Consider the following 18,738-nt stretch of genomic DNA (forward strand, 5'->3'; position numbering starts at 1 on the left):
CTCACCAAGTGAGCGGCCGGCCCCTCGCCGTGTGTCGTGTGTCTTCTGTCATGCGTCCGGCGTCCGGCGTCCGGCGTGCGGGGGGCGCGTGGCGTGGTGTGGGGGCGCGCGGTTGCCTTCGGCGGCGGAATCGGCTGGTCAGGGTGGTCGCGGACGGTAGCGTCCTGATCGGCGCCCCAGTTGTGTGGGGTGCCCCCTTCCAAGGACATGGTCCGGACCCCGCCCTCGGGGCCCGGCCCGATTCCGTACGTGTCGTCCACCGGGCCACTGGGCGGCGTCGTGGAAGGGGGCGCCCATGGGACGCCACCGCAAGCCCACCCGCTGGGACCGACTCCGTCTGTGGACGGGGAAGTGCCGGAGGAGGTGGATTTTGCGGATCTTCGGATGGTGAGCGGCCGCCCCCACACACATTAGGGGCGGACACTCCGTGATCCATCCAGGAGCCTGCCGCAGTAGCCCCTGCGGTGGGCTCCACCTGTTTTCGGATGGTGAGCGGCCGCCCCCACACACATTAGGGGCGGACACTCCGTGATCCATCCAGGAGCCTGCCGCAGAGTCCGCTGCGGTGGGCTCCACCCGCTTCGTACGGTACCGGCGTACCCCGGCCCACGCCACCAACCCCGGAGTCAGCCGACGTTCCGCGCGCCCCGCTTCACAACCGGTGCGCCGCCCCCGTGGGGGTCGCCCCCCGCGTGTCCAGCAGCAGCTGGGCCTTCACCGACAGGCCCTGGAGGTCGTAGGTGCGGTGCTGCTGGAGCAGGATCGTCAGGTCGGCGTCGGCGGCGGCCTCGTAGAGGGACTCGGCGCGGGGGACCGGGCGGTCCAGAACGCTCCAGGACGGCACGTGGGGGTCGTGGTAGCTGACCGCGGCGCCGAGCTCGGTGAGGCGGAGCGCGATCTCGCGCGCGGGAGTGCCCTGGAGGTCGGCGAGGTCGGGCTTGTAGGTGACGCCGAGGAGGAGGATCCGGGCGCCGCGGGCGGACTTGCCGTGCTCGTTGAGGAGGGCGGCGGCGCGCTGGACGACGTAGCGGGGCATGCGGTTGTTGACCTGCTGGGCGAGTTCGACCATGCGCAGGGTGCCGCCGTCGGGGTGGCCGGTGCGGTCGAGGGGGACGGAGTGGCCGCCGACGCCCGGGCCGGGGCGGAAGGCCTGGAAGCCGAAGGGCTTGGTCTCGGCGCAGCGGATGACGTCCCACAGGTCGACGCCGAGGTCGTGGCAGAGGACGGCCATCTCGTTGACGAGGGCCATGTTGACGTGGCGGAAGTTGGTCTCCAGCAGGTGCACGGTCTCGGCCTCGCGCAGGCCGCGCGCGCGGACCACCTTGTCCGTGAGGCGGCCGTAGAAGGCGGCGGCGGACTCGGTGCAGGCGGGCGTGAGGCCGCCGATGACCTTCGGGGTGGTGGCGGGGGTGAAGTCGCGGCTGCCGGGGTCGACCCGGCTGGGGGAGTACGCCAGGTGGAAGTCACGGCCGGCGCGCAGACCGGACATCTCCTCCAGGAGCGGGCGCAGGAATTCCTCGGTGGTCCCGGGGTACACGGCCGACTCGAGGATCACGGTGGTGTGCGGACGCAGGTGCCCGGCGAGGGTGCGGGCGGCCGCCTCCACCTGGCTCAGGTCGAGTCCGCCGTCCGCGTCGCGCGGGGTGGGGGCGCAGATGACTGCGGTGCGCACCCGGCCCAGCTCGGCGGGGTTGGTGGCGGGCCGGAAACCCCCCGAGAGCATCCGGCGCAGCTCGGCGGGGCTGAGCGAGCCCGCCTCGGGGCCGGTGCGGTAGCCGAGCGTGGAGATGCCGGCGGCCACGGCGGCCTGGGCCAGGGGCAGGCCGAGCGGTCCGAGTCCGATGACGGCGAGATCTGCGGGCATGGCGTGGGCCGTCCTTCCCAATAACCGAAGCGGGACAGGCGCGCAAGCCCTGTGGACAGGACAGGCGAGCTCAATGTCACACTAGGAGTAAATATGACCGTTATGCGGGATTGATCGGCTGTGTTGATCCAACGAGTTGTCCCGCGCGTCCGCACGGGTTCCCCGAGAGTTGTCCACAGGCTGGGGGCGAGTGGTGGCTGGAGTGGCGCGACACGGTCAGAATTTGGGCATGGGGGGACGGACCGGGCCTCGCCCCGAGCGGTGCGGCCGACGTGACCGACAGTGGGAGGCAGCGGTGAGGACAGCGGCACTGGGGCCGGTACAGCGAGCCGAGTCACTGGCGGCCATGGCCGAGCGCGAACTGGACGTCCTGGTCGTCGGAGGCGGCGTGGTCGGCGCGGGCACCGCGCTGGACGCCGTCACGCGCGGCCTGTCCACGGGCCTCGTGGAAGCCCGCGACTGGGCGTCGGGCACGTCGAGCCGGTCCAGCAAACTGATCCACGGCGGCCTGCGCTACCTGGAGATGCTCGACTTCGCCCTCGTCCGCGAGGCGCTGAAGGAGCGCGGCCTGCTGCTGGAGCGGCTGGCCCCGCACCTGGTCAAGCCGGTTCCCTTCCTGTACCCGCTCCGGCACAAGGGCTGGGAGCGGCTGTACGCCGGGTCGGGCGTCGCGCTCTACGACGCGATGTCCCTGGCCCGCGGGCACGGCCGAGGTCTGCCGGGGCACCGTCACCTGACCCGCGGTCACGCCCTGCGCGTCGCCCCGGCCCTGAAGAGGGACGCGCTGGTCGGCGCCTTGCAGTACTACGACGCCCAGATGGACGACGCCCGCTTCGTCGCCGTGCTGGTGCGCACGGCGGCGGCGTACGGCGCGAAGACGGCCAACCGCGCGCGTGTGACGGGCTTCCTGCGCGAGGGCGAACGGGTCGTGGGCGCCCGGGTGCGGGACGTCGAAGGAGGCGGGGAGTACGAGATCCGCGCCCGGCAGGTCGTCAACGCCACCGGCGTGTGGACCGACGACACCCAGGCGATGGTCGGGGAGCGCGGGCAGTTCCACGTCCGCGCCTCCAAGGGCATCCACCTCGTCGTCCCCAAGGACCGCATCCACTCCTCGACCGGGCTGATCCTGCGCACCGAGAAGTCCGTGCTGTTCGTCATCCCCTGGGGCCGGCACTGGATCGTCGGCACCACCGACACCGACTGGGACCTCGACAAAGCCCACCCGGCCGCCTCCAGCGCGGACATCGACTACCTGCTGGAGCACGTGAACTCCGTCCTCGCGGTGCCGCTCACCCGTGACGACGTCGAGGGCGTCTACGCCGGTCTGCGGCCGCTGCTCGCGGGCGAGTCGGACGCCACCAGCAAGCTGTCCCGCGAGCACACCGTCGCCCACCCGGTGCCGGGGCTCGTCGTTGTGGCCGGCGGCAAGTACACGACGTACCGGGTGATGGCCAAGGACGCCGTCGACGCGGCCGTGCACGGGCTCGACCTGCGCGTCGCCGAATGCGTCACCGAGGACGTGCCGCTGCTGGGCGCGGAGGGCTACCGGGCGCTGTGGAACGCGCGGGCGCGCATCGCCGAGCGGACCGGCCTGCACGTGGTGCGGGTCGAGCATCTGCTGAACCGGTACGGCACGCTGGCGGAGGAACTCCTCGACCTCGTCGCCGGGGACGCGTCCCTGGGCGAGCCGCTCCAGGCCGCCGACGACTACCTGCGCGCCGAGATCGTCTACGCCGCCTCGCACGAGGGGGCACGGCACCTGGACGACGTGCTGACGCGGCGCACCCGGATCTCCATCGAGACCTTCGACCGGGGCACGCTCAGCGCCCGTGAGGCGGCCGAACTGATGGCGCCGGTCCTCGGCTGGGACAGGGACCAGATCGAGCGTGAGGTCCGGCACTACGAGAAGCGGGTGGAGGCCGAACGCGAGTCGCAGCGGCAGCCCGACGACCTGACGGCGGACGCGGCGCGGCTGGGGGCGCCGGACATCGTGCCGTTGTAGGACCCGGTCCGGCGCCGTCCGGCCGTTTCACTCGAACGGGTGTAGCGGGCCGGGATCTCCGTTCGGCACCGGCTCGTTCTATGGGGTGCGAGGGCAGAACTCGGCGGCGAGCAGGGCCGGTTCGAGGTCGGGGTCCGCCAGCGCCGTCGTGTTCACGCGGAAGGTGAGGACACGCCGGCCGTCGACGGTGGCCGCGGTGCGCACGTAGCTGCCGGGTATCCGGCCGTTGTGCCCCCACACGGTCACACCGCAGGGAAGCGTCGCGGGGAACAGGCCCATGCCGTACGAGCCGTGTGCGGTGCGGGTGTCGAGCATCTCGCGCAGCCAGCGCGGGGTGAGCAGGTCGCCGCCCAGCAGGGCCGCGTAGAAGCGGTCGAGGTCGGCGAGGGTCGTCACCAGCTCGCCCGCGGCTCCGGCCGTCCGCGGGTCGAGTTCGGTGACGTCGGTCCCGTCCGTGTCGTAGGCGCGGCCGTGCGGGGAGGGCAGTGAGGTGCGGGAACCGGGAAAGGAGGTGCCGTCGAGACCCAGCGGGCCGATGATGCGCCGCTCGGCCTCCGCGGCGTACGGGCGGCCGGTGACCTGTTCGACGACCAGGCCGAGCAGGACGTAGTTGGTGTTGGAGTAGGCGAAGCGGCCGCGGTCGGCCGGAGGGTGGGTGAGGGCGATACGGACGGCTTGGACAGCGGTGACGGGGACGGCGGCCTCGGTGTCCCGGGTGTAGTCGTACACGCCGCTGGTGTGGGTGAGCAGGGAACGCAGGGTCAGCGCGCGCCCGTCGTTGCCGGCTCCCCGCACCAGGCCGGGCAGGTACCGCTCCACCGGGTCGGACAGCGAGAGCCGGTCCTCGGCCGCCAGTTGGAGGACGACGGTGGCGATGAAGGTCTTGGTGATGCTGCCGGCCCGGAAGTGGTCGGAGCGGGCGATGCCCGGACCGGCCTCGGCGTAGCGGGTGCCGGTGCCCTCGAGGGCCAGCAGCGCCGCGGCCGGAACCTCGCCCCGGGTCAGCAACAGGGAGAGGAGGGGGTCCGTGGGCGGAGGAGCGGACGCGAGGGAACCGGCCGTGGTCAGGGCGAGGATCACCAGGGCCATCGGCAGGGCCGGCAGACGCCGCAGCGGAGGTGTCACGGGGGCTTCGTTCTCCTTCGGCGCGCTTCACAGCCCTTGCTCGCGCCCATCATCCAGGGCCCACGGGCGGACACCTCACCGGGTCCCCGGCGGCCGGAGCGGGGCGCGGCCTGCCTCCCGTCCGGAGGGCCGGGCCCGCCCCGGCCGGTGCTCGGGGCGTGCCGTCGGCGGGCACGTTCGGGTGCCTGGCCGGAGTGTGACGCACCTTCTGGCCGGAATGCGCCGGTTCCTCGGCGCGGTGAGGGGCACCCTGGGCGTCGGGCACTTGTCGGGTGAGGGACAATGGAGGCTCTGTCAGGGCGGGTTGCATGAGGGGACGCATGTCGGAGGCGGAGCGGGCGGGGACATCCCGTCAGGACAAGAGCGCACGTCTCCTCGCCGGGCGGTACCGGCTGGGAGACGTACTCGGCCGCGGCGGCATGGGTACGGTGTGGCGCGCCGAGGACGAGACCCTCGGACGGACGGTCGCCGTCAAGGAGCTGCGGTTCCCGACGAACATCGACGAGGAGGAGAAGCGCCGGCTGATCACGCGGACGCTGCGCGAGGCCAAGGCCATCGCGCGGATCCGCAACAACAGTGCGGTGACGGTCTTCGACGTGGTCGACGAGGACGACCGGCCGTGGATCGTGATGGAGCTCGTCGAGGGCAAGTCGCTCGCCGAGGTCATCCGCGAGGACGGCGTGCTCGAACCGAAGCGGGCGGCGGAGGTCGGGCTCGCGATCCTCGACGTGCTGCGGTCGGCCCACCGCGAGGGGATCCTGCACCGTGACGTGAAACCGTCGAACGTGCTGATCGCCGAGGACGGCCGGGTCGTGCTCACGGACTTCGGCATCGCCCAGGTCGAGGGCGATCCGTCCATCACCTCCACCGGCATGCTCGTCGGCGCGCCCTCCTACATCTCCCCGGAGCGGGCCCGCGGTCACAAGCCGGGCCCGGCGGCCGACCTGTGGTCGCTCGGCGGTCTGCTGTACGCGGCGGTCGAGGGCACGCCCCCGTACGACAAGGGTTCCGCCATCGCGACGCTCACCGCGGTGATGACCGAGTCGCTGGAGGAGCCGAAGAACGCGGGTCCGCTGAAGGACGTCATCTACGGCCTGCTCACCAAGGATCCCGAGCGGCGGCTCGACGACGCCGGCGCGCGGCGGATGCTCAACGCGGTGATCCGCGCGCCCGAGCCCGGGGAGGCCGAGCCGGCGGACGCGACGAAGCTCGTCCCGCTGCCGGTGCAGCCGGACGGTGCCGGGGGCAAGGACGGATCGTCGGCCGGGGAAGCGGCCGACAAGCTGCGCGGGGCCCTGCGGTCCGTGCGCAGGGCCGCCGTCGCGGCGGGCACCGCCACCTCGGCCGCCGCCCGCGCCAAGTCGGCCAGCGGCACGGCCGCTTCGGGATCCGTGGGGACGGAGGAGGCGGCGAAGGGCGGTGCGGGCGCCGCTGCTCCCGCGGCCTCGTCCGCGGCCCCGGCGAAGACGAGGAGCACCACGGCGGCGAACGCGGCCGTCCCGGTGTCCGGCTCCATGGCCGGGGTGAACGGCAGCCGGACAGCAGGCGCCCAGGGCGCTCGTGGCGCGGACGCCGGACCGGGCGGCCGGAGCTCGGGGTGGCCGGTGATGACCCCGCCGGATCTGCCGCCGCGCCCCGTGCCCAGGGCGCCGCTCACCGACGTGGTGCCGAAGCGGACGCTGGTGATCATCGCCGTCGTGGTGGTGCTCGCGGTGCTCGGCACGGTGCTGGCGCTCACGCTCGGCGGGGACGACGACAACGCCGACGGCGCGCAGGGCGGGGGTACGACGACCGTCGCCAGTGCGAGCGCGAGCACGGACACCAAGGACGACGAGTCCGGCGGCACCCGTACGGACGGGGACGCGTCGCAGTCCGCGCCGTCCGGTTCCGCGTCCGGCAGCGGCACCACGCCCGGTGCCGCCGCCTCCACGGCCGGCGGCTCCGGCTCCGATGTCTCCGCCACCGAGAGCAGCACGGCGGCGACGACGTACTCGGGCAAGCAGGGGTACTCCATCGGGCTGCCCACCGGCTGGAAGTACCGGACCTCGGACTCCGCGGGGGACCGGTTCACCGGGCCCGACGGCCAGAAGCTCCTCGTCGCCTGGACGACCACGCCCAAGGACGACCCCGTCGCGGACTGGGAGAACCAGGAGAAGTCCATGGCGCGCTCCCAGTACAAGAAGATCCGAATAGAGAAAGTGACCTACCGCGGCTGGAACACGGCCGACTGGGAGTTCACCTCCGTGTCCAGCGGGACCACCTACCGCACCATCGACCGCGGATTCGTCGTGAGCGACAGCCAGGGGTATGCCCTGATGTACACGGCGAAGTCCGCCGCGTGGGACAGCGACCTGCGGGAGAGCACGTGGAAGACGCTGACGGAGACGTTCGAGCCGAAGGAGTAGTCACGGCGGTCCTCCGGGCGGGGCGTTCGGGCGGCGCACCCGGACCGGCGTGTTCGGGCCGTGAGATCTCGCATCCTCTCTTTGCGGGTCGCCTCCGGCACGTATCGTGAATGCTTGCGAACCGTACGCATCCAGCTGTCCGGCCGGATATGACCGGCATGCTTATGACCGGAATGGTTATAACCGGCATTGCGCGTAACGGACCGCTGAGCGTACGGAATCGACCGACCGGGTGGCCGGGGGAGGCAACGTGGACGACTATGCGGGGCGAGTGCTCGCCGACCGCTACCGCCTGCCGCTGCCCCCCTCCGACGAGTACGAACTCACCGAGACCCGGGCCTTCGACACCTACAGCGGGCAGGAAGTCCTGGTCCGGCAGGTGCCGTTGCCGGAGGTCGTCGAGGCGGAGGTGCTCGACGCGGAGGGACTGCCCGAGGGCTTCACGGCGCGGGAGCGCGGCACCCGGCGTCCCACGGGCCGCATGGGCGCCGGCACCCGTCGGCCCGCCGATCCGGTCGTACGGCGGGCGGTGGAGGCCGCGCAGGCCGCGGCGAGCATTCCCGACCACCCCCGGCTGGACCAGGTCTTCGACGTGTTCGCCGAGGGCGGTTCGCTCTGGGTCGTCAGCGAACTGGTGCCGGCCCGGCCGCTGGCGGCGCTGCTCGCCGAGAAGCCGCTCACCCCGTACCGGGCGGCGGAGGTCGCCTCCGACGTGCTCACGGCGCTGCGGGTGCTGCACGCGCACGGCTGGGTGCACCGGAACATCACCGCGCGCACGGTCCTCGTCTGCGACGACGGCCGGGTCATGCTGACCGGGCTGGCCGTCGGGGCGGCGGAAGAGGCGCTGTGCGGGTACGACCCGGTGCCGGCCGAGGAGGGCGAGGAACCGCACGGCGGCCCGCAGGGCCGTCCCGCCCAGGAGAGCGCGGGGCCGGGCGGACCGGCGGCGGGTCAGGGTGCCATTGGCGGGTTCGGCGGTGGTGGGTTCGGCGGTGGCGGAAGCGGTGGTGGTGGGCTCGGCGGTGGCGGGTTCTCCGGTGACGCGTTCGGCGGTGCTCCCGGTCCCGGGGGCGGTGGTCCGGACGGCCGGCCGGGGCCCGGCGGGATCGGGGCCGTCGGCGGCGCCGATCCCGACCCCGAGGCCGCGCGACGGGCGGCGATCGAGGCGCGGGCGGCCGGAGGGCTGCCGACGTCGGCAGCCGAGCCGGCGAACGGGGCCTCCGGCGCGGTGGCCCGCAGGACCGTGGAGACCGGCGGGGACGTCCGCGCCGCGCGCGCCGGGGCGATCGCCGCGTACCGGGCGGGGGCACGGGCGGCGGCCCGCGTGCAGGAGGCCCAGAGCGGCCGTGCGGCACTGCCGGGTGCCCGTACCCCGGCCGGCGGTGACACCGCAGCCGGCGGCACGCCCGGCGTCGGGGGCGCGGCGACGCCGCCGTACGCCCTGGGCACCGGACGGGAACACGGGCCGGGGGAGACGCGGGGCACGCCCCCGGGGCAGATCGCCGACCCCTACGGCGTGCGGGGGGCACCGGGTCCGAGGAGCGGCCCGGCGGGTCCGGCGGGGCATGTCTCCGTGCCGCCGCAGGGCCTGCGGCCGGGCGTTCCGCCGCACGCGCCGGGCGCCGCGGCGGGCGACTTCCTGCCCGCGCAGAACACGCCGGCCGGCGCTCCCGTGCCCGGACAGGACGCCGGGGCCGCGGATGAGGCACGGGCGGGTGCCCGGTGGGACGAGGCGGCGGCCGGGGCCGGGGTGCGGCGCGGACCCGCCACCGCGCTGGCCGCCGAGCGGGCGCGGCAGGCACGCATGGCCGTCGTCGGGCCCGTCACCGAACGGTGGGCGCCGGAGCAGGCCGGACCCGTGCACGAGAACTGGCAGCTGGCCGCGCCCATCGGGCCCGCCACCGACCTGTGGGCGCTCGGCGCGCTGCTCTTCCGGGCAGTCCAGGGCCACGCGCCGTATCCGGAGGAGTCGACGGCGGAGCTCGTGCAGATGGTCTGCGCCGAGCCGCCGGCCTTCGCCGAGGAGTGCGGGCCGCTGCGGCCGGTCGTGGAGTCGCTGCTGCGTCAGGACCCCACCGACCGCCTCGACTTCGAGGAACTGCGCGGCTGGCTGCGCTCCCTGGTGCGGTCGGCACCGGAGCCGGAGGCGGGCACGTACGTCGTCGCCGCGCCGCCGACCGACCCGCGCCGGCTGCCGATCGTGCGCCGCAAGGGCGAGCTGGTGCGCAGACGCCGCGCCGGGCTGCCCGCGACCAGCGGACGGCACAAGCGCGCCCGGCAGGAGACGAACCGTTCGCCGCGCAGCCTGGGCCGCACCCTGCTCGTGCTGGTGCTGCTCGCGCTGGCCGCGGCGGTCGCGTACGCCGTGCTGTTCATGCCCAAGGCCGGCGAGGAGGGCTCGGGCGGCACCCCGGGGGCCGAGCGGACCGGGGCCGCCGGTCAGAGCGGTCAGGCGCCCGAGGCCAGCAGCGAGCCCCGGCCCGACGACCAGGGCCCGACGGCACCGGACGGCAGTGCCTCCGCCTCCTCGGCCCCCTCCGGATCGTCCGGTTCCACCGAGACGCAGTCCGGGGCCGACGTCCCCGACGGCTTCACCGTGCGCAAGGACGCCGAGGGCTTCAGCATCGCCGTCGCCAACGGCTGGGACCGCACCCCGAAGAACGGCAGCGGGCAAGTGGTCTACTCGCACGGCGACTTCGAGCTGATCGTCGTCCCCGGCCGGGACTCCGCGTCCACGTACGGCAGCGACCCGATGGCCTACCAGCGGGAGAAGGAGAGCGAACTGCAGCCCTACCGCGACTCCACCTGGGCCACGGCCTCCGGGCTGCGGACGATCCAGGTGGGCGGACGGACCATGGCCGAGGGCCAGTTCACCTGGACGGCCGCCGACGGCCGGGAGCTGTTCGTACGCAACCTCGCCGTCCTCCTCGACGGCCGCTACCACGTCGTCCAGCTGCGCGGCCCGGAGGCCGAACGGGACGAGGTGACACGGCTGTTCGAGCAGGCGTCGGCCACGTACGCGTACACGGGCTGAACGACTCGCCGGTGACTCCGGCCGATCGCGCGGCAGCCTTCGGCCGATCGCACGGGAACCTTCGGCCGATCGCGCGCAACGTGCGGCCGATCGCGCGCAACGTGCGGCCGATCGCGCGGGACCTTCGGCCGACGCCGCGGGGGCGCGTCCGGTTCCCGGTCCGGCCCGGAAGCGACAACCGTCACAGTGCGGTCTCCGTGGGCGCGGGCAGGTTCCCCGGACGGTGGCCGATCCCTAGGGTTGATCTGTCAAGACCATTGCGGGGCAACGTGAATCAGATGCAGGGCCTGCTCGTCGCGGGCCGTTACCGGCTCGTCGACACCATCGGCAGCGGCGGCATGGGGCGCGTGTGGCGCGCGCACGACGAACTGCTGCACCGGGCCGTCGCCGTCAAGGAACTGACCGCCGCCCACTACCTCTCCGAGAGCGACCGGGAACGCCTCCTCGCCCGCACCCGGGCGGAGGCTCGCGCGGCCGCGCGGATCAACCACTCCGCCGTGGTCACCGTGCACGACGTACTCGAGCACGACGGCCGTCCCTGGATCGTGATGGAGCTCGTCGAGGGCCGTTCGCTCGCCGACGCGATCAAGGAGGACGGGCGCGTCGAGCCGACCGAGGCGGCCCGGATCGGCCTGTGGGTGCTGCGCGCCCTGCGCGCCGCGCACGCGGCCGGCGTCCTGCACCGCGACGTCAAGCCCGGCAACGTGCTCCTGGCCCACGACGGCCGCGTCCTGCTCACCGACTTCGGCATCGCCCAGATCGAGGGCGACACCACCATCACCCGCACCGGCGAGGTCGTCGGCTCCGTCGACTACCTCGCCCCCGAGCGCGTCCGCGGCCAGGACCCCGGCCCGTCCTGCGACCTGTGGGCGCTCGGCGCGACGCTGTACACCGCGGTGGAGGGCCGTTCGGCGTTCCGCCGCACCTCGCCGCTGAGCACCATGCAGGCGGTCGTCGAGGAGGAGGCCCCCGAGCCGCGGTACGCCGGCCCGCTCGAGCCCGTGATCACCGCCCTGCTCCGCAAGGACCCGGCGACCCGCCCCGCCACGGCCGACGCCGAGCACCTGCTCGCCGAGGCGGCGGAGGGCCGCCGTCCGGCCGGCGCACAGGCGTACGTGCCGACGCAGTACGCGGGGCCGGGCCGGGCGGGCGAGAGCACGCCCCCGTTCCCGTCCCCGCACTCCGTGACCGGGCCCACGATCCTCACCCCCACCAACCCCACCACCCCCACCAACCCCACGACCGTCACGCCCACCCCCTTCGGCCCTCCCGCCCCCGTTCCCGCCTCCGCCCCCACCCCCGCACCGGCGCGGCCCCCGGCCTCGCCCCGGCCGCCGTCCCGGCACCGAAGGCTGCGCCTGCTGGCGCTGGTGGCCGTCGTCGCCGCGCTGGTCGGGGGCGGTACGGCGGTGGCGTTACTGAAGTGGGACACGGACCGGCGGCCGAGCGCCGGTTCGGCCTCCTCGCCGGGCGCCACGACATCCGAGACGCCCACGGCCGGCACGACTCCCACCGCGACCGGCACCGAGTCCACCGCGACCGGCACCGGCGAGGGCGCGGAGCAGGGCACGGCCCCCGGCACCTGGCAGCAGATCACCGACCCGTTCGGCTTCGGTCTCTCCCTGCCCGAGGGCTGGGAACGGCAGGTGTACCAGGACGACGGAGACCTGAGACAGGTCGACTACACGCCCGACGCCGGCGAGCACTTCGTCCGCATCGCCATCGACACCTCCCCGGACTTCGACGACCCCTACGCCCACCAGACGGACCTCGAACAGCAGCTCCAGCGGCTGGTCGACTACGAGCGGGTCACCCTGGAGCGGAACGTCTACCGCGACCGCGAGGGCGCCGAGTGGGAGTACACCTGGACCGCGCTGGCCAAGGACACCGACTTCCCCGGGCCGCGGCGCGCGATCGAGGAGGCGTACATCGCCCGCGACGGCACCGAGTACGTCATCTACATGTCGTCGCCCGCCGAGGACTGGGCGACGGCCGTCGAGCAGTTCCGGGCCGTGCTGCGGAGCTGGCGGGAGCCGCAGAGCACCTCGTGACGCCCGGCCGCCGGACACCTGTTCGGCGTGGCCGACTTGGCCGGTCGGCGCCCCGGAGGCGGGCGGTCCGGTGCGGCATGATGGGGCGCATGGGGACCGAGGGGGAGGGTGGCGGCCGGGTCGTCGCGGACCGCTACCGGCTCGAGGCGCGGCTCGGACGCGGTGGCATGGGCGTGGTGTGGCGGGCCACCGACCTGCTGCTGGGGCGGCGGGTGGCCGTCAAGGAACTGGTCCCCGACGACCTCCTCACCGCCGAGGAGGCGCGCGGCCGCCGCGACCGGACGCTGCGGGAGGCCCGTGCGGTCGCCCAGTTGAGCCACCCGCACATCGTCGTCGTGCACGACGTCGTCGAGGAGGACGAACGCCCCTACATCGTCATGGAGCTGATCGAGGGGGGCTCGCTGGCCGACCGGATCGCCGAGCGGGGGCCCGTCGAGGCCCATGAGGCGGCCCGCATCGGCGCCGACCTGCTGGGCGCCCTGCGGGCCGCCCACGCGGCCGGGGTCCTGCACCGGGACATCAAGCCCGCGAACGTCCTCGTCGACTCCGCCACCGGGCGCGCCGTCCTCACCGACTTCGGCATCGCCCAGGTCGCGGGCGCGACCACGCTCACCGAGACCGGCGCGTTCGTCGGCTCGCCCGAGTACACCGCGCCGGAGCGGGTGTCCGGGGAGCGGACCGGCCCCGCCTCCGACCTGTGGTCGCTGGGCGCGCTGCTGTGCACCGCGCTGAGCGGCGAATCCCCCTTCCGCCGCGACTCGCTGGGCGGCATCCTGCACGCCGTCGTCTCCGCGGAGATCCGTACGCCCCCGCAGGCGGCGCCGCTGCTGCCCGTCGTACGGGGGCTGCTGGAGCGGGATCCGCGACGGCGGCTGGACGCGGCGGAGGCGGAGCGGATGCTGCGCGCCTTCCTGGAGACCGGGCACACGCCGGTGGTGGCGCCGGAGGGCTCCACGACCGGCCGTACCGCCCCGGACACGGCCGGTCCGGCGCCCCGCACCGGCCGGTTCCGGATCCGTTCCGCCCCGCCGGCGGACGTGCCGGGGCAGGCCGGGCGGGAGCGGCCCACGCGGGGTGTGCTGGTGGCGGCGCTGCTGGTCGCCGCCATGGCGGGCGCGGGCGTGTCCGCGGCGGCGCTGCTGGTGGACCGCGGAGGCGACGGAGGAGGTCCGCTGACGCGGCCCGGACCCACGGCGAACGGCACCGCGTCCGGCTCGGCCTCCGGCGGGACCGCCGGCCCGGCGCCCGGCACCACCCCCGAACGCCCCAGTGCGCCCTCGGGGTACCGCGTCGTCGACGACCCGGCCGGGTTCGCGCTCGCCGTGCCGGAGGGGTTCACCCGTGTCCTGGAGGACGAGCGGATCTTCTACATGTCGCCCGGCCGGACCTTCCGCCTCGGCGTCAGGATCAGCACCGCCGCGCCGGGCGGCCCCCTGGGGGTGCTGCGGCGGGCGGCCGCGCAAGGACCGGAGACCTACCCCGGGTACCGCGACGGCAGGGTCACCGAGACCACCCGAGGAGGAGGCCCCGCCGCCCTCTGGGAGTTCACCTGGAACGGCTTCACCGCGACGGAGGGCCCCCGGCACACCTACGACCTGTGCTGGGAGGAGGGCGCGTGGCTGTACGACGTGTGGGTGTCGGCGCCGGTCGGGAAGGCGCGGGAGGCGCGTGAGTACTTCGACGTGGCCGTCGACACGTTCGTACCGGGATGAAGAGGAGATAAGGGGTGGCCCGGGTCACGGGTCTGTGACCGGTGGCGGCCGCCGGTGGAATCCGGTCCGGCCGGCGCGATATGGATGGACGCATGAGTCACGACGGGGGAACCGGCCACGGGGCCGACGACACGACGAGTTTTGTTCTGCAACCGCCGCAGTCGCCGCCGGCACCGCGGTCGCCGGCACCGCGGTCGCCAGCACCACGGGCGGCGGCAGCACAGGCGTCGGAAGCACAGGCGTCGGGAGCACAGTCGCCGACACCGCAGCCGTCCGCACCGCAGCCGTCGCTGCTGTCGTCGCCGCCCCGGACCCCGTCGCCGTCATCGCCCGACACGCCGTCCCACACGCCGTCCCACACGCCGCCCGACACGCCGCCCCACGCGCAGTCCCACACGCGGCCCCACACGCCGTCCCGGCAGCCGGACCAGCCGCCCGCGCCGCCACGACCGCACGGGTCGGCCGCCGTGCCGCCGCAGGCGGTGCCCGCGTCTCCGCAGGCGGTGCCCGCGTCTCCGCAGGCGGTGCCCGCGTCTCCGCAGGCGGTGCCCGCGTCTCCGCAGGCGGTGCCCGGGCCGCCGGAGTCGGGTGCCGGGCGGCTCATCGCGGGTCGGTACCGGCTCGTCGCCAAGCTCGGGCACGGCGGCATGGGCACGGTGTGGCGGGCGAAGGACGAGACGGTGGACCGCGAGGTCGCCGTCAAGGAACCCCGTGTGCCGGACCATCTTCCCGAACGCGAACGCGCCAACGCCTTCGAGCGGATGCGGCGCGAGGCGCGGGCCGCGGCCCGGCTGGACCACCCGGCGGTGGTGAACGTCCACGACGTCGCCGTCGTCGACGGCAGGCCGTGGATCGTCATGGAACTGGTCCACGGGCGCTCCCTCGGCAGCGCCCTCGGCGAGGGCACGCTCAGCGTGCGCGAGGCGGCCCGGATCGGTCTGGAGGTCCTCGGCGCGCTGGAGGCCGCGCACGCGGCCGGCATCCTGCACCGGGACGTGAAGCCGGACAACGTGCTGCTCGGCCGGCACGACCGGGTCGTCCTCACCGACTTCGGCATCGCCCAGATCGAGGGCGAGACGAACCTGACCGACACCGGTGGTTTCGTCGGTTCGCCCGAGTACATCGCCCCCGAGCGGGTGCTCGGCCAGCGCCCCGGACCGGCGTCCGACCTGTGGTCCCTCGGCGTCGTGCTGTACGCGGCGACGGAGGGCGTCTCGCCGTTCCGCCGCAGCAACACCCCGGCCACCCTCCAGTCCGTGCTCAACGCCGTGCCCGCGCCGCCCGCCGCCGCGCGGGGACCGCTCGCCGAGGCCATCAACGGGCTGTTGGAGAAGGACCCGGCGCGCCGTCCGCGGGCCGCACAGGTCCGGGCCCTGCTGGAGCACGCCGCGCACCCGCCCGCCCCGGTGCCCACCCACGTCGTCCGGCAGGCCGAGGAGCCGCGCCGGCGGTTCCGGTTCGGGCGCGCGGCGTGGACCGGGCTCGGGGCCGCGGTCGTCGCGGCGGCGGTGGCGGCGTACCTCGTGGTGGCCGACCCGTTCGCGGGACCTCTGCCGGACGGCTGGAAGACGGTCCGCGCGAAGGACCTCACGGCGACGCTTGCGGTCCCCGACGGATACCGCAAGGCCGTCCCCGAGCGGGACTCCGCCGACAGCCACTGGGTCAGCTACACGGATCCCAGCGGAGTCCTGTCGATCGTGCTGTCGGTGGAGCGCGAGGCGGAGGCGACCGGTGACGAGATCAAGGACTCCGCGGCCGCCGAGATGTACGCAGACAACGACGAGTTCAAGAGCGACGGCAGCTACGCGCTCGACATGCCGGAGGGGCCGCGTACCCGTCCCGACGACAACGTCACCTTCCACGGCGGGAAGGCCGCCGAGAACACCGTCGCGTACACCACCGACGACAGCCAGGACCCCCGCCCCCGCGAACTGAGGATCCTCTACTACAAGTCCACCGCCGGTGACATGTACCGGCTCACCATCGCCTACCCCGGCGCCGGCGACTTCACGGAACGCGGCCGCGAGGTCGCCCGCGCGGCGATCGCGAACCTCACCCTCGACAAGCTCTAGGTGTGCCGAGGAGGGGACCGGTCCGGACGGCGTCCCGTGGATCGTCATGGAGCTGGTCCGCGGCGAGTCCCTGCACGAGGTGCTGGGGCGCGGGCCCCTGCCCCCCGCCGAGGCCGCCCGCATCGGCCTCGGCGTCCTCGGCGCGCTGCGCGCCGCCCACGCGGTCGGCATCGTCCACCGGGACGTCAGACCCGCCAACGTGCTGCTCGGCCCGCACGGCCGCGTCTTCCTCACCGACTTCGGCATCGCGCCCGTCGAGGACGGGGAGTCCCGCACCGGAACCGGGGAGCCGGCCGACTCCCTGGAGTTCCTCGCCCCCGAACGGACCTCCGGCCGCGGCGCCGGCCCCGCCTCCGACCTGTGGTCCCTCGGCGTCCTGCTGTACGCCGCCGTCGAGGGCCGGTCCCCGTTCCGCCGTACGACCCCGGAGTCGATCCTCGGCGCGATCCTCGGCGCGGACCTGCCCGGACCCGACCGCGCCGGCCCCCTGCGCCCGCTCCTCTCACGGCTCCTGCTCCGGGACCCCGACCGGCGGCCGGGCGCGGCGGAGGTCGCCGAGGCTCTGGAGGCGGTGGCGGAGGACCGGCCGACCCACCCGCCCACCGCGGCGGACGAGGGGGAGGAGGAGACGGGCCGTCTGCCGGCCGGAACGCCGTAAGACGCACGGCACCGCTGAAGCCACCGAACAACGCCCTGATCAGGAGGTTTGTTGCCAGTGACCACTGGCGCCGTGTGAGCGGTCGGTGAATGCCGTTACCGACGGGTACCAAAAGCCTTCCCCACGTCATACCCTGCGCGTCATGACGGACTCGCAGGCCCCGGAAAAGACCGGTACCACGACGGCTGCCGGTACCAACCCCCTCGCCCCCGCCCCCGCCCCCGTCGGCGTCCGCACCGCCGCCGACGTGGTCACCCCTCAGCTCGTCGCCCAGCTGACCAAGGGCGTCGCGGGCTCCGGGCGCACGGCCAACCACACCCCGTTCACCGGCGAGAAGCTCGCCGACCTGCCGGAGTCCACCCCCGAGGACGTGGAGAAGGCGTTCGTGGCGGCCCGGGCCGCCCAGCGGGTGTGGGCGCAGGTGCCGGTGCGTGAGCGTGCCGCGGTCCTGCTCCGCTTCCACGACCTGGTGCTGGAGCGCCAGGGCGAGATCCTCGACCTGATCCAGCTGGAGACCGGCAAGGCCCGCCTCCACGCGCACGAGGAGGTGCAGGCGGTCGCGGTCGCCGCCCGCCACTACGGCCGCCGGGCCGGCGCCTATCTGCGGCCCCGACGGCACGCGGGCGCCATGCCGACCCTCACCCGGGTCACCGAGCTGCGCCACCCGCGCGGTGTCGTAGGCCAGATCGCCCCCTGGAACTACCCGCTGGAACTCTCCGTCGGCGACGCGCTCCCCGCGTTCGTCGCGGGCAACGCGGTCGTGATGAAACCCGACACGGAGACCTGCCTCACCGCCCTGTGGGCCCGTGACCTGCTCATCGAGGCCGGACTGCCCGCCGAGGTCTTCCAGGTCGTCCTCGGTGACGGCCCGGTCGTCGGCCCGGAGGTCGTCCGGCACGCCGACTACGTCTCCTTCACCGGCTCCACCCGCACCGGCCGCGAGGTCGCCCAGGGCGCCGCCGCCCGCCTGGTCGGCGTATCCCTCGAACTCGGCGGCAAGAACGCCATGCTGGTCCTGGAGGACGCCGACATCGACAAGGCCGCGGCCGGCGCCGTCCGCGCCTGCTTCTCCTCCGCCGGCCAGCTCTGCATCTCCATAGAGCGGCTGTACGTCCACGAGTCCGTGGCGGACGCCTTCCTGGAGCGCTTCGTCGCCCGCACCCGGGCCATGCGCCTCGGCAACTCCCTCGCCTACGGCGCCGACATGGGCTCCCTCGTCGGCGCACGTCAGCTGGAGACGGTCAGACGGCACGTGGAGGAGGCGGTGGCGAAGGGCGCGAAGGTGGTGACCGGCGGTGTCGCCCGCCCCGACATCGGCCCGTACTTCTACGAGCCGACGATCCTCGACGGCGTGACCGAGCCGATGTCCGTCTGCACGGAGGAGACCTTCGGCCCGGTCGTCTCCCTCTACCGCTTCACGACCGACGACGAGGCGGTCGACCTCACCAACGCCACCCCGTACGGCCTGAACGCGTCGGTGTGGACGAGGGACGGACGCCGCGGCCGCGCGGTCGCCGCCCGCCTGCGCACCGGCACGGTGAACGTCAACGAGGGCTACGCCTCCGCCTACGGCAGCGTCCAGTCCCCCATGGGCGGCATGAAGGACTCCGGCCTGGGCCGCCGCCACGGCTCCGAGGGCATCCTCAAGTACACCGAGGCCCAGACGGTGGCCCAGCAGCGGCTGCTGCCGATGGCGCCCTCGCTGGGCATGGACGACGAGACGTACGCACGGTTCATGAGCAGGAGCCTGCGGCTGATGAAGGCGCTCCGCTTCCGCTAACCCGCACCCGCACCCGCACCGCACGCGCACCCCCA

At 74.3% G+C, this 18,738-nt stretch carries 9 protein-coding genes and 2 pseudogenes; 9 read left to right on the top strand and 2 right to left on the bottom strand.

Annotated elements, in window-relative coordinates:
* Nucleotides 1-652: 652 nt before the first annotated feature.
* On the bottom strand, nucleotides 653-1,864 hold the full coding sequence (locus tag ACFV9M_RS17380; protein WP_385072338.1) for a nucleotide sugar dehydrogenase: 1,212 nt from the start codon (nucleotides 1,862-1,864) through the stop codon (nucleotides 653-655).
* 295 nt (nucleotides 1,865-2,159) lie between these two features.
* On the opposite strand from ACFV9M_RS17380, the gene ACFV9M_RS17385 reads away from it, so the two are divergent.
* Nucleotides 2,160-3,866, top strand: a complete 1,707-nt coding sequence (locus ACFV9M_RS17385) for a glycerol-3-phosphate dehydrogenase/oxidase (RefSeq protein ID WP_385072340.1) — start codon at nucleotides 2,160-2,162, stop codon at nucleotides 3,864-3,866.
* A 78-nt stretch (nucleotides 3,867-3,944) separates the two neighbouring features.
* On the opposite strand, the gene ACFV9M_RS17390 is transcribed toward ACFV9M_RS17385, so the two are convergent.
* Nucleotides 3,945-4,955, bottom strand: coding sequence for a serine hydrolase domain-containing protein (locus ACFV9M_RS17390; protein ID WP_385072434.1), 1,011 nt, complete (start codon nucleotides 4,953-4,955; stop codon nucleotides 3,945-3,947).
* A gap of 356 nt (nucleotides 4,956-5,311) precedes the next feature.
* On the opposite strand from ACFV9M_RS17390, the gene ACFV9M_RS17395 reads away from it, so the two are divergent.
* The 8 genes and pseudogenes from ACFV9M_RS17395 (at nucleotide 5,312) to ACFV9M_RS17430 (ending at nucleotide 18,703) form a co-directional block, all read left to right on the top strand.
* On the top strand, nucleotides 5,312-7,396 hold the full coding sequence (locus ACFV9M_RS17395; protein WP_385072437.1) for a serine/threonine-protein kinase: 2,085 nt from the start codon (nucleotides 5,312-5,314) through the stop codon (nucleotides 7,394-7,396).
* A gap of 250 nt (nucleotides 7,397-7,646) precedes the next feature.
* Nucleotides 7,647-10,430, top strand: a complete 2,784-nt coding sequence (locus tag ACFV9M_RS17400; protein WP_385072343.1) for a protein kinase — start codon at nucleotides 7,647-7,649, stop codon at nucleotides 10,428-10,430.
* A 278-nt stretch (nucleotides 10,431-10,708) separates the two neighbouring features.
* A complete protein-coding gene (locus ACFV9M_RS17405; RefSeq protein WP_385072440.1) occupies nucleotides 10,709-12,481 on the top strand; it encodes a serine/threonine-protein kinase in 1,773 nt (590 codons plus the stop codon).
* Nucleotides 12,482-12,570: 89 nt separating this feature from the next.
* Nucleotides 12,571-14,193 carry a protein kinase gene (locus tag ACFV9M_RS17410; RefSeq protein ID WP_385072345.1) on the top strand — a complete coding sequence of 541 codons (1,623 nt, stop codon included), beginning with the start codon at nucleotides 12,571-12,573 and terminating at the stop codon, nucleotides 14,191-14,193.
* Between the two features lie 141 nt (nucleotides 14,194-14,334).
* A pseudogene (locus ACFV9M_RS17415) lies at nucleotides 14,335-14,568 on the top strand (hypothetical protein); the annotation flags it as partial.
* Nucleotides 14,569-14,738: 170 nt separating this feature from the next.
* Nucleotides 14,739-16,265 carry a serine/threonine-protein kinase gene (locus ACFV9M_RS17420; RefSeq protein WP_385102484.1) on the top strand — a complete coding sequence of 509 codons (1,527 nt, stop codon included), beginning with the start codon at nucleotides 14,739-14,741 and terminating at the stop codon, nucleotides 16,263-16,265.
* 25 nt (nucleotides 16,266-16,290) lie between these two features.
* Nucleotides 16,291-16,890: pseudogene (locus ACFV9M_RS17425) on the top strand (serine/threonine-protein kinase); the annotation flags it as partial.
* 175 nt (nucleotides 16,891-17,065) lie between these two features.
* Nucleotides 17,066-18,703, top strand: coding sequence for a succinic semialdehyde dehydrogenase (locus tag ACFV9M_RS17430; RefSeq protein WP_385072350.1), 1,638 nt, complete (start codon nucleotides 17,066-17,068; stop codon nucleotides 18,701-18,703).
* Nucleotides 18,704-18,738 lie beyond the last annotated feature (35 nt).

Source organism: Streptomyces sp. NPDC059895 (assembly GCF_042731035.1).
GTDB lineage: Bacteria > Actinomycetota > Actinomycetes > Streptomycetales > Streptomycetaceae > Streptomyces.